This window comes from Dorea phocaeensis (assembly GCF_900240315.1).
Lineage (GTDB): Bacteria > Bacillota > Clostridia > Lachnospirales > Lachnospiraceae > Dorea_B > Dorea_B phocaeensis.
Map to the genome: position 1 here is coordinate 612,208 of NZ_OEPZ01000001.1, position 22,212 is coordinate 634,419.

Here is a 22,212-nt window from a genome sequence, read left to right on the forward strand (position 1 = left end):
TGTTATGATATAAGTTATAAATTGATTTTGAAAGGAGTTATATTATTATGGCAAAATGGGGAAAGAAAATTTTAAGTCTGGCTGTAATCGGAAGCGCAGCTGCAGGACTTGTATATTACTTTAAAAAGAAAGAAGCTTCCGAAGATGAGGCATTCGCCGATGACTTTGAAGATCTGGATTTTGATCTCGACAATGATTTAAAACCGGTATCCGACCGTGAATACGTGCCGCTTACTCCAGCTGCAAAAGAAGCAGATACAAAGGCGGAAACTTCAGAAGAGGCACCGGAAACCAAGACCGCTCCTGCTGAAGAAGTCTCTACTGAAGAAGCACCTGCTGAGGAAGATCCTGCTGAAGAAGCGAAAACAGCAGAGGAATAAAATCCATATCCGACTATCTCCTAAAACAAAAGAAAGCGGCGGCATCTAAGGTGAATAAGGCCTCAGATGCCGCTATTTTGGTTTATCTCCACACCCGGTTCAGCACTTCTGCTGCATCCCGGATCTCATCTTCACTTAAATTAGCATACCCTAAAAGAATGGTTGCCCCCTCTTCTTTTCTGCCTTCTTCAATACAGTAATCCGAAAGCCCATACACTTTGATTCCCTGTTCTTTTGCCAGGGAAACCAATTCCTGCTCGGTCCGCCCATTTTCAAAGGTCAAAAGAAGATGTACTCCTGCATTTTCCCCAGACACCCTACAGACAGAAAGGAGCGGTCTTAAAGATTCTAACAACGTATCATGCCGGCTCCGATAGAGGGAACGCGTCTTATTCAAATGACGTTCATAATGCCCTTCCTCTAAAAAACGCGTCACAATCATCTGATCTACTTTGGATACTGTAGAATGAACAAAACCAAGTCTTTCCCGGTAGGTTTCCGCCAGTTCTTCCGGCAGCACCATATAGCTTAATCGAATGGCCGGTGCAATGGATTTGGAAAACGTTCCCAGATAGATCACTCTCCCATGGACATCATATCCCTGGAGCGCCGGAATCGGTTTGCCCTTATAGCGAAACTCACTGTCGTAGTCATCCTCCACGATATAACGCTCTCCTTCATCCGCCCACTTCAGCAGTTCCATCCTGCGTCTGATCGGCATTACAATCCCAGTGGGATACTGATGCGAGGGCGTTACATAAGCAATATCGGTCCCGGAATCTTCCAGCGCGTCTACCCGCATTCCATACCGGTCAAGCCCCACGGGAACCGTCTCATATCCAAGCTTTCTCACTACGCGGTACGCCTGCTTATAAGCCGGATCCTCGAAAGCAAACTTGTGCTCCCTCCCAAGAATCATCCCCAGAAGCATCAGCATATAATCGCTTCCTGCTCCCACAATCACCTGCTTAGGCGTACAATTCACTCCCCTGGCCTGGTGAAGATACCGACAAACTGCACTGCGGAACTCATACTCTCCCTGTGAATCTCCAGAGCGGAACAATTCCGTTCTGTCATCCATCAGAATCTCTCTGGAAAGTTTCCTCCACACATGATACGGAAAGCTGTTTAAGTCCACCCCATAAGGCGTAAAATCATAGGCAAACGCCTCTTCTTTCTGCTGTGGCTTTATCGGGATGGAAGCGGCTGTTTCCCACCGGTACATCCCTTCAATCTGCGCTACGAAAAAGCCCCTGCAGGGTTCCGATTCAATATACCCTTCCGACAACAGCTGCTCATAGGCAAGCTCCACTGTACTCCTGCTTACTTCCAGATGCCGGCAAAGTGCTCTCGTTGAAGGAAGCTTCTCACCATAGAGAAGCTTCCCATCCTGAATATCCTTTTTAATATACTGATAAATCTGCTCATAAAGCGGAACGTTCCCTCCCGCCTTAAGATTGATCGTCAATTCATTCATCTTATTCTTATTTTGGCAGTTTAAAAGAACTCTTCAGCGATACGATTCGGTTAAACACCAGGTTCTCCGATGTGGAATCTTTGGAGTCAATGCAGAAATATCCATTTCTTACGAACTGGAAGCTGTCGCATCCCTTCGCATCTTTGAAGCTGTCTTCTACATAGCATTCCTTTAAGATGGTTAAAGAATTTGGATTCAGGTTCAGGGAACCGTCTTCCTTATTATAAACACCCTTCTCTTCATCTACCAGGTTCTCGTAGAGTCTTACCTCCGCCTGTTTTGCATACGGCGCTGCCACCCAGTGAATCGTTCCTTTTACCTTGCGTCCCGTAAATCCGGTTCCACATTTTGTCTCCGGATCATAAGTTGCATGTACCACTGTCACATTGCCATCTGCATCCGTCTCAAAGCTTTCACATTTCACAAAATATGCATTCATCAAACGCACTTCATTGCCTGGGAACAGACGGAAATATTTCTTCGGAGGCTCAATCATAAAGTCTTCGCGTTCAATGTACAGCTCTCTGCAGAATGGAATCTGTCTCTTGCCAAGTTCTGGATTCTCCATGTTGTTATCCACATCCAGGTACTCTACTTCTCCTTCCGGATAATTATCAATCACCAGTTTAATCGGATCCAGAATCGCCATCATACGTGACTTCTTCAGCTTCAGATCCTCTCGGATACAGTATTCAAGCATTGCGTAGTCTACAGAACTCTGGCTCTTGGAAACTCCGCAAAGCTCAATAAACATTTTCAAAGACTCCGGTGTAAAACCTCTTCTTCTTAACGCTGCAATAGACACCAGTCTTGGATCGTCCCATCCATCTACAATCCCATCCATAACCAGCTTTTTGATGTATCGTTTTCCAGTTACCACGTTAGTCAGATACAGCTTTGCAAACTCAATCTGTCTTGGCGCCGGATCAAATTCACACTCTTTTACCACCCAGTCATACAGTGGTCTGTGATCTTCAAACTCCAAAGTACAAATAGAATGCGTAATCTTCTCCACTGCATCTTCAATCGGATGCGCAAAATCATACATCGGATAAATACACCACTTATCTCCGGTATTATGGTGCGTCATATGAGCCACACGATAGATAACCGGATCACGCATGTTGATGTTCGGAGAGGACATATCAATCTTGGCACGAAGCACTTTTTCCCCATCCTTGTACTTGCCTTCCTTCATTTCCTCAAAAAGCTGCAGATTCTCTTCTACAGAACGATCACGGTACGGACTGTTCTTTCCCGGCTCTTTTAATGTTCCTCTGTATTCACGAATCTCATCTGCCGTCAGATCGCAGACAAATGCTTTTCCTTTTTTAATCAGCTTTACTGCACACTCATACATCACATCAAAATAATCAGATGCAAAGTACAGATGCTCTTTCCAATCAGCGCCCAGCCACGCCACATCTTCCTTAATAGATTCTACAAACTCCATATCCTCTTTCATCGGATTGGTATCATCAAATCGCAAGTGGAATGTACCATTATATTTTTTTGCAAGTCCTGAATTCAGCAAAATGGACTTAGCATGTCCGATGTGCAGGTATCCGTTCGGCTCCGGCGGGAATCTGGTGCACACTTCGCTGTAAACACCCTCTGCCAGATCCTTATCAATCTCCTGCTCTATAAAATTTTTGGAAACTGTCTCTTCTCCCATTCTTTTCCTCCTACTACTAAAAAATCTCTTAAAAATCCCTTGTTCCTTATCTTATCATAAAAAATATGGCGAAACAAGGTGACTTTGCAGGATTTTATCCCCACTTTCTCGAATCCCATCCTGAAATCAAGCGATTTTTACAACTAAACAGGAACTATTGACTTTTGATCCTTCGCTTGCTAAGATGTAGAAATAGAGCAGAGAAGTCCTTCGCCGTAAGGCGAGGACTTTTTGATTATGTCAAATGTAAAAAGGAGTATTTCCATGGAAGAAAATAGAACCAAAACCAACGAAAATAAGATTGAGGGGCGTAACGCCGTATTAGAAGCTTTCCGCTCCGGCAAGCCGGTAGACAAGCTTTATGTACTGGACGGCTGTCAGGACGGACCGGTACGGACCATCATCCGGGAAGCCAGAAAACACGATACGCTCATTCAGTTCGTAGAAAAGGAACGTTTATCTCAATTGTCAGAAACCGGGCACCATCAGGGCGTCATCGCCTTTACCGCAGCATATGAATATTCTGAAGTATCCGATATGCTGGAACTGGCACGAAAGAAAGGGGAGGATCCTTTCCTGATCCTTCTTGACAACATAGAAGACCCTCACAACCTGGGCGCCATTATCCGTACGGCAAACCTGGCCGGCGCACACGGTGTCATCATCCCCAAACGAAGAGCCGTCGGTCTGACGGCCACCGTCGCCAAAACCTCCGCCGGTGCGCTGAACTACACCCCGGTTGCCAAGGTAACCAATTTAAAGAAAACCATGGAGGACTTAAAAAAGGAAGGTCTCTGGTTCGTATGTGCCGATATGGGCGGGGAAAAGATGTACGATCTGAATCTGACCGGACCGATCGGACTGGTGATTGGAAATGAAGGCGAAGGCGTCAGCCGCCTGGTACGGGAAACCTGTGATTTCATTGCCAGCATTCCAATGAAAGGTGAGATTGATTCCCTGAATGCATCGGTGGCAGCCGGCGTACTGGCCTACGAAATCGTCCGGCAGCGTCTGCCAAAATAAGAAAAGGCGGGAATGGTATATGGCAGGATATGAACAAAAGACGGATGAACAGCTCATCCGAATGCTCCGCAAAGGAGATACTGCAATCACCGATTATATTATGGAAAAATATAAAAATCTGGTCCGCAAAGAGGCGAACGCCATGTATCTTCTAGGCGGCGAAAACGATGATCTGATTCAGGAAGGTATGATCGGACTATTTAAAGCCGTACAGAATTATGATCTGGCACAGGAAACATCTTTTTACAATTTTGCCAGACTCTGCATTACCAGACAGATGTATTCGGCAATCGAAGCGTCAAAACGAAAAAAACACAGTCCGCTGAACAGTTATATCTCTCTTTATGAAAAAACGGGAGAAAAGGGACCGCTGATTGATACAATGGAAGCCGCCAAAGAAAGTAATCCGGAAGAACTTCTGGTAGGCAGGGAATATGTGGAGCTGCTGCAAAATAAGCTAATGGAGAACTTAAGCGATCTGGAAAACCGTGTTTTATATCTGCATCTTCTGGGAACAGACTATAAAACCATTGCCAGGCTTCTTGATAAGAGTCCCAAAACGATAGATAATGCACTGCAGCGAATAAAAAGTAAAATGGAAAAAATTTTAGCAAAAGAAAAAGCAGAAAATTAAGAATTCATATTGACAAATACCAGGGCAGTATTGTATATTAATACCGTTGCATGTCACACATGTGTGCTGCCTTGGCTCAGTCGGTAGAGCGTCGCCTTGGTAAGGCGGAGGTCGGCGGTTCGATTCCGCTAGGCAGCTTAAAGAATACTTATTAAAAGCCCTTGTTTTCAAGGGCTTTTATGTTGTTCAAAAAAAGAAAATAACAAAGGAGGAAAACCTATGGAACGTAACACCACGATGACAGAAGGCTCCATCTGGAAAAAGCTGTTGTTTTTCTCGATCCCGCTGATTTTGGGAAATCTGTTCCAACAGCTGTATAATACGGTGGATTCGATTATTGTCGGCAACTATATTGGAAGTGAGGCCTTGGCCGCAGTTGGTGCCAGCGGTCCGATCATTACATTGCTGATCGGTTTCTGTATCGGTGCATCTACAGGAGCCGGAGTTGTCATCTCCCAGTATTACGGGGCAAAAGACAAAGAAGGCGTAAGAAAGGCCGTACATACGACACTGGCCATTGCCATCGGCGCCGGCGCCATCTTAACCATGGTCGGAATTCTTCTGGTACCTTTCATTCTGCGGGCAATGGGCACACCGCAGGAAGTATTCGATCCGGCAGTTCAATATCTGCAGGTCTATTTTGGTGGAATTCTCTTCTCGGTAATCTACAATATGGCTGCAGGAATTCTAAACGCAGTAGGCAATTCCAAGCGATCCTTAGTTTATCTGATAATTGCAGCCGTATCCAATATTTTCCTGGATCTTCTGTTCGTAGTCGGACTGAAAATGGGAATTGTCGGCGCAGCGCTGGCAACGGATATCAGCCAATTCCTTGCATTCGTGTTTATTATGCAGTTCTTGATGCGAAGTCAGGATATTTACAAAGTACGACTGAGGGAAATCCGGGTATACGACCATCTTTTTTCCAAGATTGTGCGGATCGGTCTGCCTACCGGGATTCAAAATATCGTAATTTCTCTGTCAAATGTAATCGTACAGTCCAGCGTCAACAGTTTTGGCGCAGTCGTGATGGCCGGATACGCAGCCTACGTAAAAATTGACGGATTCAATATCCTGCCCGTCCTAAGCATCGGCATGGCCGCAACCACATTTGCAGGTCAAAACATCGGAGCAGGTAAATACGACCGAGTAATGAAAGGCATGAAGGTGTCGCTTTTGATGGGACTGATCTATACCATTTCAACCGGAATTCTGCTTCTGATCTTCGCACCTCAGGTCATTGGCATCTTTACCAATAACCAGGAAGTGGTAAACATTGGTATTTATATTATGAGATTCTTCTGTCCATTCTACTGGCTGATTGGTATTCTTCAAATTGCATCCGGAAGTATTCGCGGCGCCGGAAAAACAATGGAAACCATGTTGGTATTCCTGTTCTCCCTGTGCATTTTCCGGGTGGCATGGATCTGGTGTGCAATGAAGATCTCCCATGAACTCTTTGCCGTCATGATTATCTATCCACTATCCTGGGTAGTCGGCGCACTTCTGATTCTTTTGTATGCCTGGAAGGGCAAATGGATGCCTCCAAGCTACTATGAATCCTTATCAGAAAAAAGCAACTGTTAAACGAAAAAAGATCAGGCAGGAAATTCTCCCGCCTGATCTTTTTTCGTTTTTCTATTCCAGACTTTCCAGTCCAATCTTAATCAAGTCCAGCATCCGCTTCCACTCTTTTTTCAAATACAAATATCCCATCAAAGCCTCAAATCCTGTTGCCCTTCGATAATCTGTAATAGACTGGTTCTTCGCCGGCGAAACACTTTTCGTATTTCTTCCGCGCTTAAAGACGGCATGCTCTTCTTCCGTCAGATGTTCCTGCATCCTGCGCATCATTTTCGACTGCGCAGACGCCTGTACCAGTGTACTGGTCGCCTTATGGAGCTTCTGCACCTGTTTGTTGCCTTCATTTACAACTAAAGATTTAATCACCAAATCATAGATACTATCTCCAATGTAAGCCAGTGTCAACGGAGAATACGTCCCCGGATCCACCTCTTTCATCTGAAAGATTTCCTGCATATATGAATCAAACTGCCATACTACGCCTTTTTCCATTTTACACCTTCTCTGGTATCTTCCAGAACAATTCCTTTTTCCAACAGTTCATCACGGATTGCATCTGCTCTCGCAAAATCTTTTGCCTTTCTTGCAACCTGACGTTCCTCGATCAGCTTTTCAATATCTTCTGCAAGGATTTCCTCTTTTTTATCCACAATAAGACCTAACACGTCGGTTAATTTCACCAACAGATCGAATAAATTCTTGAGATACTCCTTGGAGCTTTCTCCATCTGTATTGGTATTGATATATTTTACCAGATCAAATACGGATGCGACCGCATCTGCCGTATTAAAGTCATCGTCCATCGCCGCTTCAAAGCCATCTACAAACGCATCTGTTTTCGCATAAGCTTCCTTCTCTTCTGCTGTCATAGCTTCCGCTTTCGCATTCTTCATCAGATACTTTAAGTTATCTGCTGCATTTACGATTCGCTCCAACGCATTTTTAGAAGACTCCATCAGATCTGCACTGAAGTTCAGCGGACTTCTGTAGTGCGCGCTCAGCATAAAGAACCGAAGCACCTGAAGATCATACTGCTCACTGATTTCTCGAACCGTACGGAAATTGCCAAGAGATTTGCTCATCTTATGGTTATCGATATTCAAAAATGCATTGTGCATCCAGTATTTTGCAAATTCTTTGCCGTTAGCAGCTTCACTTTGCGCAATTTCATTTTCATGGTGAGGGAATACCAAATCCTCTCCACCTGCATGAATATCAATCTGCTCGCCCAGATATTTCTTAGACATCACAGAACACTCAATATGCCAGCCCGGACGTCCGTCACACCATGGAGACTGCCATGCCGGCTCTCCCTCTTTTTTCGGTTTCCAAAGCACAAAGTCCAGCGGATCTTCCTTCTCATCCTCTCCGGTTACCAAAAGAGAACGCTCTCCGGAACGCAGATCATCCAAGTTCTTGTGGGATAACTTTCCGTATTCTTTAAACTGTCTGGTACGGAAGTACACGGTACCGTTCTTCTCATAGGCATATCCCTTATCAATCAATGTCTGAATCATCTCTACCATGCCGCAGATCTCTTCTGTTGCAAGAGGATGCTTGGTGGCAGGTTTTACATTCATGCCAGCCATATCTTTCTTACATTCCTCAATAAAACGTTTGGATACCTCATCTGCAGAGGTGCCTTCTTCAATCGCTTTTTTGATAATCTTATCGTCCACATCGGTAAAGTTGGATACATAATTAACATCATATCCCTTGTATTCAAAATAGCGTCTTACCGTATCGAATACGATCATCGGTCTTGCATTTCCGATATGGATAAAATTGTACACGGTCGGACCGCACACATACATTTTTACCTTTCCTTCCTCCAACGGAACAAATTCTTCTTTTCTCTTTGTCAACGTATTATATAATTTCATGACTGTCTTCTCCTCCTTCGTCAATCTTCTCTTTGCTTTTTAAACACTTCATATGCTTCTCCATCTCATAGATCTGCTGGTGAAGCTTCAAGTTCTCAGACTGAAGCTGTTCAATCTCGCTGCTGATCGGGTCAGGCAGATGCACCTGATCCATATCCATCCGCGGCAGTCTTTCATTATCCCTCTTTACAATACGACCGGGAACACCAACCACGGTACAATTCGGCGGCACTTCTTTTAACACGACAGAACCGGCTCCGATCTTCGAGTTTTTCCCAATGGTAAAAGATCCAAGAACTTTTGCCCCGGCACTGACCATCACATTATCCTTCAGAGTCGGATGGCGCTTTCCCTGCTCCTTTCCGGTACCCCCAAGGGTTACACCCTGATACAGCGTCACATTATCTCCTAACTCCGCTGTCTCCCCGATGATCACGCCGCTTCCGTGATCGATAAACAGACCTTTCCCGATAGTTGCTCCCGGATGAATCTCAATTCCTGTCTTCCTAACTGCCCGCTGAGACACCCATCTGGCCAGGAAATAATGCTTCTTCAAATACAGCTTATGAGCCACCCGGTAACGCATAATTGCTTTAAAACTCGGATATAAAAATACTTCCATATTCGACTTAATCGCCGGATCCCGTTCCCGAATCACTTGAATTTCTTCTCTTACATACGATATGATCCCCATGCCGTGCGCTTCCTTTCCATAAAAATAAAAAATTCGTCTCCTGAATAATTCAAGAGACGAATTCAATCCGCGGTTCCACTCTTCTAAAGGCTCCAGATCTGATCATCCGTATAAGCCTCCACTTGATACACGTAACGTGTGTAATTCCCGTATCCGGCTACCTGGGATCTCTCCCGCTCGCCAGATCAACTCCCGGATGCACTTCACAGCCATTTCACCGAAAACTGCTTTCAGCCGGTGACAGTTTCTCTCTGTCGGATCCATTATCTGCTACTCTTTCCGTTCTAAGTCTTTTTCGTATACATTATATATTATGCGAAAAAGACTCATTTGTCAAATAAATTAAAACGTTATCTCCACTTTAAATAAGTCTGCTTCTGTCTCTATCTGCATTTCCCCTTTCTGCAATTCCACAAAACTTTTGACAATCGCAAGTCCCAGACCCGATCCTTCGGTATTCCTTGATACGTCTCCTCTTACGAACCGTTCGGTCAGTTCTTCCGGATTGAAGTTCAGTTCTTGTGCTGACATGTTCTTTAACTGGACCACTGTTTTCCCAGCTTCCCTTGCAATCCTTACGTACACTCGCGTATGCGGCATCGCATACTTGGTGATGTTCACCAACAGGTTTTCAAAAATACGGAATGTCTTCTGACTATCTAATGGTATCACAATTTTTTCTTCCGGATAATCACACCGAAATTCAAGTCCCGCTGCGGCAAACTTATCTTCCATCTCCAGCTTTACCTGTTTAAAAAGATTTACAATATCGACATCCACCACGTTTAACGTTACATTCTGACTGTTTGCCTTACTGATTTCAAAAAGATCTTCAATCAGCACCTTTAACCGCAAAGACTTTCTCTCTAACACGTCAATGTATTCTTTTTGTTTCTCTTCATCTTTTTCTTCTTTTAATAAATTAACATAAGTAATGATTGCTGTAAGCGGTGTCTTTAAATCGTGAGACACATTGGTAATAAGCTCCGTTTTCATACGCTGGCTCTTCACTTCTTTGTCCACCGCCAGTTTGAAGCCCTGGCGAATCTTTTCCATCTCCGCCTTAAATGGGGTGAAGACTCCCAGATCTTCTGTGATCTCCACATCCAGATTCCCTTCTGCCATCTGGTTTGTCGCTTTTAATAAGATTGCGTACTTTGCTTTCAGATCATTGAAATATTTCCGCAGGATCAAAAACAGGATCACCGAATAAATAACCAGTGCAATGATACCGAAAACCCAGATAGAACAAATGCAGACAAGGATTACAAAGTTCACCAGCACAAGCTTTAAAATAAACCTATTGTTCTTGTCATCCAGATCAATGTAATCAAAGGAGCGATAAATCTTATCCAGTCCCGCCTTACACTTTTCTATCATCCACCGTACTCCTTTTTTGATCTTTCCAGAGAAACGCACAATCAGGGAATTTTCTTTCAGATATCCTTTCAGTCCCATTGTAAAGAGATGTCTTACATTTGCCGCTGCCCAGTAAGTTCCTGCGAATACTCCCGTCCACACAAGTACATCCAGCGCTTCCACCCTTCCTTGATTTCTGGAAAACAGATACCAAAGATTATCAAAGAGTATGATATAGCCAAAGAATGCTGCCGCTACAACGATTTCCATCGGACACCGGAAAATTTTCTCTGTTCCTGTGTGCAAGGTTGAAAATATCGGAAGCAACAAAGCCGCTGCCGCTACGACACATAAGAGTATGAGAATCACTCCACTTGTTCTTTCAGACACCATATAACCGGTATAATGCCAGTTATCCATATAGGCCTTTAAGTTGCTTTCCGTCATTGCAAATGTAAAGGTACGGTTTTTCGGCGTTCTCATATAGACGTCCGCGCTTTCTTCCGCAGAGTACTGATATCTGTCCTGAATATTTCTGGAAAATTCATTCAGTACAGAACGAAGCTCCCGGATCTGCCCCGACTTATATTCACCCGCCTGAATCTTCGCCTCCGGAATTCCATTCCGATCGTAGTGGATCGTCATTGCAAGTCCATAAGAAGCAATGGATTTCTTCCCGGAATTGACCACGCTTTCCGCTACTGTCTTTCCCTCTTCGTCCTCCACAGAATACTCCAGATATGGATATAGATTGTCAAACTCATTCAATTCTTCCTGAAAGTCATACTCAAGCTCCTGCTCTTTCTCTACCTTTGACATTCCCGCATCCGATTCCGTAGAATAGAGAATGTAGCTTGCCCATACGAATTCTTCCAGAAAGTCAGAAGAACAAAGAGCCGCTTCATCTAACTCATTCTGAAGATTTTCACACTCTCTGGAATATGCAGGATATCCAGAAAGTACCGCCATCGTCGGGATGGCAATCATCAATAAAATTAATACAATGGCAAGTTTATGCCTGTTTTTCAATTTTGTATCCAACTCCCCACACCACCTTCAAATATTTTGGTTCTTTCGGGTTGATCTCAATCTTCTCCCGAATATTTCTGACATGTACCATAATCGTATCCGTATTTACTGCCCGTTCATTCCACACTCGTTCGTAGATCTCTTCTGCCGAAAAGACTCTTCCCGGATGCTTCGCTAACAAAAGCAGGATCTTATACTCTATCGGCGTCATCTTGATAACCTCTCCGTCTACGGATACCTCCACCGCATCCTCGTTGATCTCCAGTCCGCCGATGGTATGAATATTGGCCGTCTTTTCATGGTTTTTAAGCTTTTCTAAGAATTTCCGGTATCGACGAAGCTGGGAATTTACCCTTGCTAACAGTTCCATTGGAGTAAATGGTTTCGTCACATAATCGTCAGCTCCAATATTAAGTCCCATAATCTTATCCACTTCTTCCGATTTTGCCGACAGAAAAATCACCGGAAAATCATGTTTCTCCCGAAGCTTAATGGTCATGGCAATCCCATCCATCCGCGGCATCATTACATCCACAATAGCCAAATGGATCTCTTCTTTTTCAATGATTTCCAGCCCTTCCACTCCGTCTGCCGCCTGATACACTTTATATCCCTGGCTTTTTAGGTAGATCTCAACTCCCTTCCTAATTTCTGCATCGTCCTCCACAATCAGCACATGATTTATTTCCATTGTATGTTTCATCCTTTCTCATTCCCTTTGCCGTATTCTCTTACATCTGTCCTGATACCTTATAGTTCTCAACAGGTATCCCTGTCATTATACTACATTCCTCCTCATTCTGACAGATCCGAATTCCGGCCGGCTTACGGGCAGATACCACTCCATAGGAATCAAACCGTACCGTAAGTTTAGAAAACGGAAGCGGGATATGATAATGATCCCACCTCCCAAGAAGAGAAACCTTCCCCGAATAGGACAGGGTAACTCCCACCAGACTTTTCTGACTGTTCTCTGACAGTACATACGTCAGTTTCTTTGGAATATGCCTCGGTCCAAGAGGACCGTCCATAGCAATGGCTACACTTCGGTTTTCTTCCTTCAGTGCCCCAAGCAGTTCTTTTAAGATTCCGGCATTGCAAAATCCATATCCAATCCGCACCGCCTTTCCTCCACACTTTTCAATCAGATATTGAATATACTCTCCTCTTTCATCTGCTGTCACCAGCACATCAACATTCTTACCTCTTGCAGAAATTTCAGAAAGAATCAGGTTCATAGCAAAACTGTCCTCATGCCAGAAACCCACCACATGATTGCCCTCAAATACTTCCGGATGAATCCATTCCATCCGCACCGTCTTTTTAAGACATTTTAAATAGCCGTAAAACAGATGATTTAACATGTTTCTTTTCCACTGCCTCATATCCATATGCCGTCTTCCTCTCCTTAAAATTCTGCCCGTCATACTGCCAAAGCGCCTGCTGGTAATACTGCTCTGCCTGGGCTGCGATATCTTCCATCCGATAATTCTGCGCCGTCATTTTTGCACCCCTTTTCAGCCTCTTATAGTCTTCCTCCCGCTCCAGCATCGTTAAGACCTTCTTCGCATACGCTTGTGGATCCTCTTTAGCCAGGTATCCATTCTTTCCATCTTCCACGATGTCGTTGACACCACAGGCGCTTACAGCAGTCACCGGAAGACCTGCCGCCATTGCCTCTGCCAGTACGATGCCCTGAGTTTCAGACTTGGACGAAAATAGAAACGCATCGCACGCTCCCAAATAATCTCTCACTTTCCGGTTGGGAACGCCGCCGGTAAATATTATTGTATCAGAAAGCCCCTTCTCCTTCGCATACTGCCAAAGGGCTTCTTTTTCTGCTCCTTCTCCGATAAACAAAACCTTGACCAGGTCGCCTGCTTGTTCCCGTATCTTGCCGATACAATCCAACAGAAAGTAAAGATTCTTTTCTTTATCCATCCGGGACACCGTACAAAGCAAGTACTTTCCTTCTCCCAAATACTCCCTTCTGATCCTGTCGGAACTCTCTTTACACTTCTCATAAGCGAAATCCGAAAGCCCTGTTGGAAGTACACATACCGGCGTTTTTATCTTTTGCTGATACAGATAATTCCGAAGATCTGAGGACGGCGCAATCACCAAATCACAATGGTTCGCATAGGCATTTAGATATTTGGGGAGCAGCTTTTTCCCCTTCTCCCTCAGATACCTTCGCATCATCTTCTGACACTTTTCATCCGAAAACATTCCAATATAATGCAGGTATTCCTCATACCTGGTATGATATGTATACACCAGCGGAATCTGATGCTTCCTAGAAAGGTGCATCGCCACATTTCCAATCAGCATAGGCTGATGCACATGAATCAGATCAAAGGATCTTTTCTCAAACTCCCGACTAATGACCGGATCCATGATATTAGGAATCACCATTTTGTTTTTCAGTCTTTTCTCACAGGAACGATATCGTACAATATCTTCTTCCTCTTTATCTTCTGTACTTCCCTCATACTGCGGTGCAAAGATACAAACCTCATGTCCTTTTTTCCGAAGCCCTTTTGCAAGGTGCTCTACGGAAATCGGAACTCCTCCTACAAAAGGTTTATAATTATTCGTCATCATTGCAATTCTCATTTTTATGTCCCTCCCTCTTGCTGTCACGTCAGCAGGTTCCACACGGCATCTCCCAGATAATATCCGGCTCCTACAAAGACTAGATTCCAAACCAGAACTCCAAGAAGAGAACTGATCGTATAGGAAAGAAAATCCATGGAAATCATTCCTGCCGGAATGGAAACCAGCGTTCGCACCATAGGCAGCAATTTACTTACGAATACTCCCGGCGCTCCTTTCTTTCGCAAAATTCCAATATGTTTTTCTAACACATCTTTCTGCTTCGGAAACTTTCTTACATAAAACCGAAAGAAACGATCTCCTCCAAGTCTTCCTAAAAAGTATAGAATCCAACTGCCAAGAAGCCCTGCTGCCACCGACAAAAGAAGCACCACTAGGAAGCTTACCTCTCCTTTTGCCGCCCAGATTCCAGCAAGCGGCATGATCACACCCGCCGGAAAGCCCGGAAGATTTAAGTATTCCAGCAGCACAATAAAAAACACGAAAAACGCTCCGTACTGTGCAAAATACTGTGTCAGTTCCTGTACTCCCATTTCAAACCGCCTCCTTTCTTCTGATGGTATTAGGATACCCACAAATTCTTAAGATCCTTTTCTTCAATTTCCAAAGATTTTCTAAAGATTTATGAAAAAACAAGCGGATATGGAAATTTCTTTCCATATCCGCCTGGATTGTACAGATTGAATTTTATTCATTATTATAATTTCAGTACGCCAAAAATCACAGCCGTCAAAATAACCACTACGTTGGTCACTGTCTGAATTGGAACCGCTTTTTTACAGAAATGCGGCACCTCTGTTTCCGTTAATGCACAACCAAGATAGGTGGACGAGTTCGTCGGTGTAGAGCTTGTCGCCAGCGAAAGGTTACATACAAATGGCGCAATCATCGCCACCGGAGGAATTCCAAATCCCGCACCGATGGAAACAAACACCGGATACATGGCATTGAAAATCTGAAATGGTACAAAGTAGATGATCACAACACAAAGAAGCAGCAACACAATATGAATGTACCGGAGCAAAAATTCCGGACAAATTGCAACCAGCCCCTCTGACAGCGCTCCCACCATACCGGTACTGTTAAACACTGCCTGATACATGGAAATCGCAAGCAGCATGACCAAAATATTCAGATACATCGGTCCCACCTTATTAAAGATCTCCCCATAGTTCTTCGGATAGTTAATCATCGCAGTCACAACCGTTGCCACGATAAATACGAGATACGGTGCAATTCCAAATACTCCAAGCGCAACCATAAACACAATAAACAGAATCAGGTTTACCCAGAAAAGTTTCGGGCGAACATTCGGTTTTTCTTCTTCCTGCTCTTTCTTTTCCTCCAGAGCCGCTACCGCCTGGAATGTTCCTACTCTCTTTTTATGTTGTCTGGCAAAATACACCCACTGCAGGATAATCGCCGGAATAAAGCAAAGCCCCCAAGGCATGGACGCTGCCGCCAGTTCTCCGGTATCAATTCCTGAAGCCATCGCGGTATACGCCATTCCAATTCCCCACGGAATAAAACACATTGCCGACATCGCCGTCTGGGCAATAATAAATGCCGCTTCCCTGTCAAAATCAAACTTTTTGTATAACGGCACCAAAATCGGGAATGTGATCAGATATGCCGGTGTAAAGTTTCCAGTCAGAATACTGAACGCACCGATTACTGTCGTCAATATCATAATCATAATAACATTCATTTTGTTCCCAAGCTTTTGAATCAATGCTGAAACAATCGTATCGAACATTCCTGTCTCTGTAAGCATCGTAAAATACAAAAATGCAAACAACAACATAAATCCCGTCGATTTCATCAAAGATGCAAACTGCTCCAACACAAAATCGCTGACCTCTGTCACCGAAAATCCAAGCAGCATAGCACATACCATTGGAATAATTAATAACACAAAATTAAATGGAACCTTCTTGGTTACGACCGTTAATACAACAATCAAAATCAAGAGAATCGCCATAATCGTAACATTCATCTTTTCTTTTTCCTTTCTTTATAAGTATTTTCTGATAAACGTTTCTACCAGATCCATATTCTTCTCTGTCCAAAACGCAACATCGCCGTGACCGGCATTTTTCATCCGGTAGAACTCTACTTCTTTTCCTTCTTCCAGAAGTTTTTGAAATAACCGGACACTCTGATAATAGCTGACCATCTGATCATCCATACCATGCATCATCAGAACCGGCGGCGAAGGAATCTCTCTTCGCACATAATTGGCACATGCAATTGGTCTTGATAACTGCGGATATTCATAGACGTTTCTTCCTCCGATCAGTTTCCCTTCCGGACTGTCCGGCTCCCCCTGATTCAAAGTTGTCGGGAAATCTTCCTTCACACAGACATCCGATACTCCATAGAAATCTATCACGGCCTTTACTTTACAAGAATATTCTCCGTATACATCCGTATCCATCTGATTTTCATCCGCCGTGAATGCAGCGATAAAAGCGGTATTTCCACCGCTGGAATCCCCCATCAAAAAGATCTGATCCGGATCAATGTGATATTCCTGCGCATATTTTCTAAGAAAACGTACTCCCGTTTTCGTGTCTTCGATCTGTGCCGGAAAAGATGCAATTTCACTCTCTCTGTATTGAAGAATTGCCGTCACAAATCCTCTCTGTGCAAAACGCGCCATCACACCAAGTCTCTTATATTCATCTTGTTTCATCCACGCCGACCCCTGCACATAGAGAAGCGCCGGATACTTCTTCCCTTCTTTTTTCATTTCGGGAACAATCATTTGAAGCGTGCGCTTTATCCCGTCTCTTTCTACATAACATACATCGTGCTTATATAGGCTGTATTCTTCGTCTCCCTCTGCAGTAAGTGTATGTACCTGTTCCATCCCATCCATTGCTTTTTCAAATTCTTTCAGGTTCATATCTTCCAATACGATTCCCTCCTTTTTCAATTGCTTTCTTCATATTGTTAATTTTATAACCAGCACTTACTCCCAGGTCAACCGAGTTTCCATTCTATTTCTGCATGGATATTGCTACTTTTGTTTATTTTCTTTTTGTGTTATCTATTGATTGTCTTATTTATTTTCAGCTGTTTTTCCAGTTTTCTTCCCCAAACACAAAAAATCAGGGCAACCCGTGAGTCACTCTCAGGTTGCCCTAATCTTCTATTCAGGATCCGGGATCACAATTTTAAAATAATTCCAATCCTTTCCCTCTTCATCATACGTAATTTTAATCCGAATCGCATAGGCTGATGTCTCGAATGTATCTCTATATTCTCCATAAATTCTGCGAATCTTTTCTATCATCTCGCCTTGTGAGACATAGGGTCCGGTTACCCGCATATAGGTCACAAACGCTCTCCTTGCAAAAATATGTTCAAATCCTTTCCGATCCTGCATCCAAGTTTCTCCTTCCCGGATACAGATTCCCTGTCCCCAGGAAAAACGAACGGCCTTCCCGTTTAGATACTCCGGTGCGATTTTCACCACATTCTTGCTGCGCGGCGCGTAATCAATCAAGTTGATACCATCCGACTCCATGTACCCATCATCCAGGTATTCCAGATTTTCCGACTGCCTGCGAAAATAAAAATCCGGACACCTCTCTAGATACCATTCGTCAAGATGTTCATCCAACATTTCCAGTTCTTTAGAGTATTCCCGGATACAATCTCTAAGTACACATGCCTTTCGGATCTCTTCTTCTACTTCTTCCAATCGTTTGGCAAGCATTTGCTTTAACCGATCATCGTCTGCCTCGCCGTGAAGAAGACCGATCTCTTTCAGCGAAAATCCCAAATTCTTATACTTCACACACTCATAAATATCGGTACAGGCTCTCAAGCCATAAGACCTGTAATTCGACTGTTCCTTCCTGTTTGCACGGAAAAGTCCTATTTTTTCATAATATTTAATTGTATGCGACGATACTCCGGTAAATCTGGCTAATGTTCCTATCGTTGTCTCTTCCATAGACATTTTACGCATGCAGCTTCTTCAGTATCCATGCCAGATCCTCTACGCCGATCTGTCCCGGTGCCGAAGCCTTCTTCGCTGCTCCAAAGGTAAGTGCAGATCCAAAAGTTTCCCCTGCAAGGCGGCTGATCACCCCCGTTCCCGCCATAGACATGGTAATAATCGGACGGTCTGCATGCATTTCCTGCATGGTAAGGGTTGCATCAAGAAGTGTCAGAACATCCCGGCTGCATGTCGGCATTGCGGCAAGCTTCGGAATGTCTGCTCCCATCTCCTGCATTTTCATAAGACGTCTGACAATCTCGTCTTTCTTTGGCGTCTGATCAAAATCATGGTTGGATGCCACAACCTTCACTCCAGCCTTATGAATTCCTTCTATCATGCGGGTTACTTCCTCATCTCCAGTAAACGCTTCTACATCTACCAAATCCACATAACCGCTTTCTGCCACCTGAATATTCAACTTTTCATATTCTTGGGTCGAAATCGCCTTTTCTCCGCCTTCCTTCTTCGTACGAAATGTAAAAAGTAACGGAATCTCTCCCAAAACCGTCCGAAGCTGTCTTGCCGTTTCCAGCGTTTCTTCCAATTCAAGCACCTGATCGTACCAGTCGGCTCTCCATTCAACTACATCAAGCGGAAGCTCCTTACACTCCTCTGCCGCCGCTAGAATTTCTTCCCTTGTATTTCCTACAATCGGAACACAGATTTTGGGAATTCCTTCTCCAATCGCGACTCCTCTTACTACTACCGGCTTTATCATAATCATCCTCCTAGTCGTACTTAATATCCAGAATCTCTTTCATATATGGAATTGGCATTGCTTTTCCTGTGTACAGCTGCACCGCTGCATCTCCCTGGAATAACATCATGCCCAGTCCATTCATTGTCTTACATCCTACTTCTTTCGCCATCTTAAGAAGTGCTGTCTCTCTTGGTGCATAGATCACATCTACTACAATCAAATCCGGTCTTAAGTAGGAAGCATCCGGAATATAGGTCTGACCTTCCAAAGGTTTCATTCCCACGCCAGTCGCGTTAACAAACAGATAACTGTCTGCAATCTCTTCTTTTAATTTCGCAAGATCCGCAAGATCATATACGTGAGCGGTACATTCTGTATTGTTGTTAATCTTTTCTGCATTCGTAATTGCACGCTCCCAAGAAGCATCTTTGATATTAAAGATGGAAATCTCTTTCACCCCGTCAAGAGCTGCCTGAATCTGAATTGCAGTTGCCGCTCCGCCTGCACCTACAATCGTCATTTTCTTTCCAATCACGTCGATATTATTATCTTTCAAAGCAGCCATAAACCCAAGACCATCTGTGTTGTGTCCTGTCAGATGTCCATTATCATTTACAACCGTATTAACTGCTCCACACAGCTTAGCTGCCGGAGACAATTCATCCAAATACTGCAAGATCTCTGTTTTATTTGGCATAGATATATTAGAGCCTCTCATACCAAGCGTACGAATCGCATTCACTGCATCCTTCAAATTGCTGTTGTCCACCTCAAATGCCATCTGTACATAATTAAGCCCCAGCTTTGCATACGCCTCATTGTGCATGGTTGGGGAACTGGAATGTCTGATTGGATCAGCCATCAGCCCGATCAATATTGTTTTTGCATCTACTCTTTCTGCCATCTTTCTTCTCCTTTCAAGATTGTCAAATTCTTAACTTAATTATAAACTTAAGCCTACCTTCCGACCAATACTTATTACTCTTCCAACCTATAATTTTTATCTATCGGTTGTCTCCTTATATCTATAATAAATATTTATCAAAAAATAAAATATTATAATTTTACATTATTGTTAATCTGCGTTATATTGAACTGGAAGAACAGATAACGAAAATCCATCCACAGGAGGAATTGAAATGATGTACGATATAATCATTATCGGTGCCGGACCAGCTGGAATCAGCGCCGGACTTTACGCAGTCAGCAGGGGAAAGAAAACACTTGTTATTGAAAAACACGAAGTCGGCGGACTGATCAAAAAGGTATCTTCCGTCACCCATTACAGCGGATTGATCGAACAAGAAACTGGAGCTACCTTCGCTGCCCGATTAAAAAAACAGGCAGAAAACGCAGGTGTTTCCATCGTGCAAGAAACGGTAACGGAAGTATCTCTGACTCCGACAACAAAAACCGTCACTACCGACACTCATACCTATGAAGCTCCCCGCATCATTCTTGCTTGCGGAACTACTCCACGCAGACTTGGTATTCCCGGTGAACTGGAACTTTCAGGAAAGGGTGTATGCCAAAATGCCACAAAGGACGCTCCCCTTTGCGCCGGTAAACATGTTTATGTCGTAGGCGGAGCAGACGGCGCCATAAAAGAAGCGCTCTACCTTGCAGGCTTTGCCAAAAAGCTTACCATTCTTCATTTTGAAGAACAATTGGGCTGCATCGCAGAATTTAAAGAAAAGCTGAAAAAAGCAGAAAATATAGAAGTATGTCTCTCTTCCCGTCTCCATGCAATTCACGGGACAGATCAGATTGAGACACTGGAAATTAAGAACGAAATCGATTCATCCATCACTACCATCCAGGATCCTGGCTGTCAGGTATTTATCTATGCCGGATCCACACCAAACACCGAACTTTTTACGGAACTCTCTTTAGAAGACGGTTATATTCCGACAAATGAAAGGATGGAAACCTCCATTCCCGGAGTCTACGCTGCCGGCGATATCCGTATGAAGCAGGTGCGCCAGGCTGCAACTGCTGTATCTGACGGAGCTGTCGCAGCAATCAACGCTTCTATGTAAACCACGTAAAATCCCCCCGCCTGTGTGTTGGCATCTTCTGCCAGCACACAGGCGGGGGGATTTTATAATCGACTTTTGCATTCTCTTCTCAAAAAGCCCTCTAGACTATCTCATTTAAATAAATCCGGCTTAGAGGTATCAATTTCTTTAATTCTTCTTTCAGCCTCACAGAAAGTTCAACCCCTTCTTCTTTCTCAATCCCTTCTACGGAAGCCGCACCAAAAATCAGACTTGTAAGGGCTCCTATGGTAATGGTTCCCTCCTTTTGATGTTCACTTCCCTCCATCAGCATAACACCGGAATATTCTGTCCCCGTCAACAAAATGCAGCGATTGTTCTCTTCAATCACTGGATCGGTAACCCGAAAACACATACCGACAAAGGAGCAAACAGAAAGACTCATCAAAAGCCGCCTCACATCCACAATCCGAACCATAATCTTCGGGCGCTTCTCTCCCTGTGGCTCTGAAGCAGCAATCCTGCAGTCTGTAATATGTCCATCTGTCCGATAAACCATCAATCTGCCGCCATCACTTTCGCATTCTTTCCAAAGTCTTCTGTAATACGCCTCGTCCCGAAATGCATACACCTGATATTTGGAAGCCAAATCCTGATTGGCCGCCCTGGAAAGTTCTGATAAGTCCGCTTCCGTCACCTCCGCAACCTGCACGTTTTTAGGATACACTTCACCATCCTGATAATAGAGCGGATTCTGCTCATATACCGTCCGAAAATCATAAGGCGTATAAATTGCTTCTGCCGCTGGCATCAAAAAGGTAAATGCCTCTCCTTCCTGATACATATCGTTTAAGGCTCGCTTTAACAGCGCACCCATATATCCACGCCCTCGATATTCCTTTTGCGTGGCAACCGCCACAATATAATTGGCATTCTTTTTCCCCCGGTTTACCATTAGTGAATACGGATTCAGGTGAAGCATCGCCCGAATTTCACCATCTTCTATCACAGTATAAATCTGATTATCCTTTGTTTTCTCTGTGTAGTAGTAATCCACAAATGCCCGGCTATCCTCTGAGAACACGGTCTCATAAAGCGGCCTGGTATCTGCGCGTTCCAATTCTTCAAGTTTCCTGATCTCCATCCTTT

At 43.9% G+C, this 22,212-nt stretch carries 21 protein-coding genes, 1 tRNA gene and 1 other annotated feature; of the genes, 6 read left to right on the forward strand and 16 right to left on the reverse strand.

Features of this window, described 5'->3' with window-relative positions; translation table 11 throughout:
- Window positions 1-47: 47 nt before the first annotated feature.
- Complete coding sequence (locus C0979_RS02900) at window positions 48-380, forward strand: hypothetical protein (RefSeq protein ID WP_101694557.1); 333 nt, start codon at window positions 48-50, stop codon at window positions 378-380.
- 82 nt (window positions 381-462) lie between these two features.
- Here C0979_RS02900 and pdxR read toward each other — a convergent pair whose 3' ends face one another.
- Together pdxR and C0979_RS02910 are read right to left on the reverse strand one after the other, a co-directional pair.
- Entirely contained in the window at window positions 463-1,857 is a 1,395-nt protein-coding gene (gene pdxR / locus C0979_RS02905) for a MocR-like pyridoxine biosynthesis transcription factor PdxR (RefSeq protein WP_101694558.1), read from the reverse strand.
- A 7-nt stretch (window positions 1,858-1,864) separates the two neighbouring features.
- The gene (locus C0979_RS02910; protein ID WP_101694559.1) at window positions 1,865-3,532 is read right to left on the reverse strand and encodes a glutamine--tRNA ligase/YqeY domain fusion protein; all 1,668 of its coding nucleotides are present in this window, start codon (window positions 3,530-3,532) and stop codon (window positions 1,865-1,867) included.
- A 264-nt stretch (window positions 3,533-3,796) separates the two neighbouring features.
- Between C0979_RS02910 and rlmB the strand changes: the two genes are divergently transcribed.
- The 4 genes from rlmB to C0979_RS02930 all read left to right on the forward strand — a co-directional run bounded on the left by rlmB (window position 3,797) and on the right by C0979_RS02930 (window position 6,776).
- Complete coding sequence (gene rlmB, locus C0979_RS02915; protein ID WP_101694560.1) at window positions 3,797-4,555, forward strand: 23S rRNA (guanosine(2251)-2'-O)-methyltransferase RlmB; 759 nt, start codon at window positions 3,797-3,799, stop codon at window positions 4,553-4,555.
- A gap of 19 nt (window positions 4,556-4,574) precedes the next feature.
- Entirely contained in the window at window positions 4,575-5,189 is a 615-nt protein-coding gene (locus C0979_RS02920; protein ID WP_101694561.1) for a sigma-70 family RNA polymerase sigma factor, read from the forward strand.
- Window positions 5,190-5,254: 65 nt separating this feature from the next.
- Window positions 5,255-5,327: transfer RNA gene (locus C0979_RS02925), tRNA-Thr, on the forward strand.
- 81 nt (window positions 5,328-5,408) lie between these two features.
- Window positions 5,409-6,776: an MATE family efflux transporter gene (locus C0979_RS02930; RefSeq protein ID WP_101694562.1), complete on the forward strand. Its 1,368-nt coding sequence runs from the start codon at window positions 5,409-5,411 to the stop codon at window positions 6,774-6,776.
- A 51-nt stretch (window positions 6,777-6,827) separates the two neighbouring features.
- On the opposite strand, the gene C0979_RS02935 is transcribed toward C0979_RS02930, so the two are convergent.
- The 13 genes from C0979_RS02935 to C0979_RS02995 form a co-directional block, all read right to left on the reverse strand.
- Complete coding sequence (locus C0979_RS02935; RefSeq protein ID WP_101694563.1) at window positions 6,828-7,265, reverse strand: Mini-ribonuclease 3; 438 nt, start codon at window positions 7,263-7,265, stop codon at window positions 6,828-6,830.
- Complete coding sequence (cysS, locus tag C0979_RS02940) at window positions 7,250-8,656, reverse strand: cysteine--tRNA ligase (RefSeq protein ID WP_101694564.1); 1,407 nt, start codon at window positions 8,654-8,656, stop codon at window positions 7,250-7,252. Before cysS ends, C0979_RS02935 begins: the two co-directional genes overlap by 16 nt.
- Window positions 8,643-9,350 carry a serine O-acetyltransferase EpsC gene (epsC, locus tag C0979_RS02945; protein ID WP_101694565.1) on the reverse strand — a complete coding sequence of 236 codons (708 nt, stop codon included), beginning with the start codon at window positions 9,348-9,350 and terminating at the stop codon, window positions 8,643-8,645. The genes cysS and epsC overlap by 14 nt, the downstream gene beginning before the upstream one ends.
- A 49-nt stretch (window positions 9,351-9,399) precedes the next feature.
- Window positions 9,400-9,646 (reverse strand) — a binding site (T-box leader).
- A gap of 46 nt (window positions 9,647-9,692) precedes the next feature.
- Window positions 9,693-11,750, reverse strand: a complete 2,058-nt coding sequence (locus C0979_RS02950) for a sensor histidine kinase (protein ID WP_101694566.1) — start codon at window positions 11,748-11,750, stop codon at window positions 9,693-9,695.
- Window positions 11,722-12,429, reverse strand: coding sequence for a response regulator transcription factor (locus tag C0979_RS02955; RefSeq protein WP_101694567.1), 708 nt, complete (start codon window positions 12,427-12,429; stop codon window positions 11,722-11,724). Before C0979_RS02955 ends, C0979_RS02950 begins: the two co-directional genes overlap by 29 nt.
- A 40-nt stretch (window positions 12,430-12,469) precedes the next feature.
- Complete coding sequence (locus C0979_RS02960) at window positions 12,470-13,102, reverse strand: DUF374 domain-containing protein (RefSeq protein WP_242962631.1); 633 nt, start codon at window positions 13,100-13,102, stop codon at window positions 12,470-12,472.
- Window positions 13,062-14,354: a glycosyltransferase gene (locus tag C0979_RS02965; protein WP_101694568.1), complete on the reverse strand. Its 1,293-nt coding sequence runs from the start codon at window positions 14,352-14,354 to the stop codon at window positions 13,062-13,064. Before C0979_RS02965 ends, C0979_RS02960 begins: the two co-directional genes overlap by 41 nt.
- A gap of 23 nt (window positions 14,355-14,377) precedes the next feature.
- Entirely contained in the window at window positions 14,378-14,887 is a 510-nt protein-coding gene (locus C0979_RS02970) for a DedA family protein (protein WP_101694569.1), read from the reverse strand.
- A gap of 164 nt (window positions 14,888-15,051) precedes the next feature.
- On the reverse strand, window positions 15,052-16,350 hold the full coding sequence (locus C0979_RS02975) for an SLC13 family permease (protein WP_101694570.1): 1,299 nt from the start codon (window positions 16,348-16,350) through the stop codon (window positions 15,052-15,054).
- An 18-nt stretch (window positions 16,351-16,368) separates the two neighbouring features.
- A complete protein-coding gene (locus tag C0979_RS02980; protein ID WP_242962640.1) occupies window positions 16,369-17,262 on the reverse strand; it encodes an alpha/beta hydrolase in 894 nt (297 codons plus the stop codon).
- Between the two features lie 246 nt (window positions 17,263-17,508).
- The gene (locus tag C0979_RS02985) at window positions 17,509-18,333 is read right to left on the reverse strand and encodes a helix-turn-helix domain-containing protein (RefSeq protein WP_101694571.1); all 825 of its coding nucleotides are present in this window, start codon (window positions 18,331-18,333) and stop codon (window positions 17,509-17,511) included.
- The gene (aroD, locus tag C0979_RS02990; RefSeq protein WP_101694778.1) at window positions 18,326-19,081 is read right to left on the reverse strand and encodes a type I 3-dehydroquinate dehydratase; all 756 of its coding nucleotides are present in this window, start codon (window positions 19,079-19,081) and stop codon (window positions 18,326-18,328) included. Before aroD ends, C0979_RS02985 begins: the two co-directional genes overlap by 8 nt.
- Window positions 19,082-19,094: 13 nt before the next feature.
- Window positions 19,095-19,970, reverse strand: coding sequence for a shikimate dehydrogenase (locus C0979_RS02995; RefSeq protein ID WP_101694572.1), 876 nt, complete (start codon window positions 19,968-19,970; stop codon window positions 19,095-19,097).
- A 238-nt stretch (window positions 19,971-20,208) separates the two neighbouring features.
- On the opposite strand from C0979_RS02995, the gene C0979_RS03000 reads away from it, so the two are divergent.
- A complete protein-coding gene (locus tag C0979_RS03000; RefSeq protein ID WP_101694779.1) occupies window positions 20,209-21,105 on the forward strand; it encodes an FAD-dependent oxidoreductase in 897 nt (298 codons plus the stop codon).
- Between the two features lie 100 nt (window positions 21,106-21,205).
- On the opposite strand, the gene C0979_RS03005 is transcribed toward C0979_RS03000, so the two are convergent.
- A complete protein-coding gene (locus tag C0979_RS03005) occupies window positions 21,206-22,207 on the reverse strand; it encodes a GNAT family N-acetyltransferase (RefSeq protein WP_101694573.1) in 1,002 nt (333 codons plus the stop codon).
- Between the last annotated feature and the right edge of the window lie 5 nt (window positions 22,208-22,212).

Excerpts from the sequence above, each read along its gene's own strand:
- C0979_RS02900 (WP_101694557.1), top strand. The coding sequence starts at position 48 with ATGGCAAAATGGGGAAAGAAAATTTTAAGTCTGGCTGTAATCGGAAGC.
- pdxR (WP_101694558.1), bottom strand. The coding sequence starts at position 1,857 with ATGAATGAATTGACGATCAATCTTAAGGCGGGAGGGAACGTTCCGCTT.
- C0979_RS02910 (WP_101694559.1), bottom strand. The coding sequence starts at position 3,532 with ATGGGAGAAGAGACAGTTTCCAAAAATTTTATAGAGCAGGAGATTGAT.
- rlmB (WP_101694560.1), top strand. The coding sequence starts at position 3,797 with ATGGAAGAAAATAGAACCAAAACCAACGAAAATAAGATTGAGGGGCGT.
- C0979_RS02920 (WP_101694561.1), top strand. The coding sequence starts at position 4,575 with ATGGCAGGATATGAACAAAAGACGGATGAACAGCTCATCCGAATGCTC.
- C0979_RS02930 (WP_101694562.1), top strand. The coding sequence starts at position 5,409 with ATGGAACGTAACACCACGATGACAGAAGGCTCCATCTGGAAAAAGCTG.
- C0979_RS02935 (WP_101694563.1), bottom strand. The coding sequence starts at position 7,265 with ATGGAAAAAGGCGTAGTATGGCAGTTTGATTCATATATGCAGGAAATC.
- cysS (WP_101694564.1), bottom strand. The coding sequence starts at position 8,656 with ATGAAATTATATAATACGTTGACAAAGAGAAAAGAAGAATTTGTTCCG.
- epsC (WP_101694565.1), bottom strand. The coding sequence starts at position 9,350 with ATGGGGATCATATCGTATGTAAGAGAAGAAATTCAAGTGATTCGGGAA.
- C0979_RS02955 (WP_101694567.1), bottom strand. The coding sequence starts at position 12,429 with ATGGAAATAAATCATGTGCTGATTGTGGAGGACGATGCAGAAATTAGG.
- C0979_RS02960 (WP_242962631.1), bottom strand. The coding sequence starts at position 13,102 with ATGTTAAATCATCTGTTTTACGGCTATTTAAAATGTCTTAAAAAGACG.
- C0979_RS02965 (WP_101694568.1), bottom strand. The coding sequence starts at position 14,354 with ATGAGAATTGCAATGATGACGAATAATTATAAACCTTTTGTAGGAGGA.
- C0979_RS02970 (WP_101694569.1), bottom strand. The coding sequence starts at position 14,887 with ATGGGAGTACAGGAACTGACACAGTATTTTGCACAGTACGGAGCGTTT.
- C0979_RS02975 (WP_101694570.1), bottom strand. The coding sequence starts at position 16,350 with ATGAATGTTACGATTATGGCGATTCTCTTGATTTTGATTGTTGTATTA.
- C0979_RS02980 (WP_242962640.1), bottom strand. The coding sequence starts at position 17,262 with ATGAACCTGAAAGAATTTGAAAAAGCAATGGATGGGATGGAACAGGTA.
- C0979_RS02985 (WP_101694571.1), bottom strand. The coding sequence starts at position 18,333 with ATGCGTAAAATGTCTATGGAAGAGACAACGATAGGAACATTAGCCAGA.
- C0979_RS02995 (WP_101694572.1), bottom strand. The coding sequence starts at position 19,970 with ATGGCAGAAAGAGTAGATGCAAAAACAATATTGATCGGGCTGATGGCT.
- C0979_RS03000 (WP_101694779.1), top strand. The coding sequence starts at position 20,209 with ATGTACGATATAATCATTATCGGTGCCGGACCAGCTGGAATCAGCGCC.
- C0979_RS03005 (WP_101694573.1), bottom strand. The coding sequence starts at position 22,207 with ATGGAGATCAGGAAACTTGAAGAATTGGAACGCGCAGATACCAGGCCG.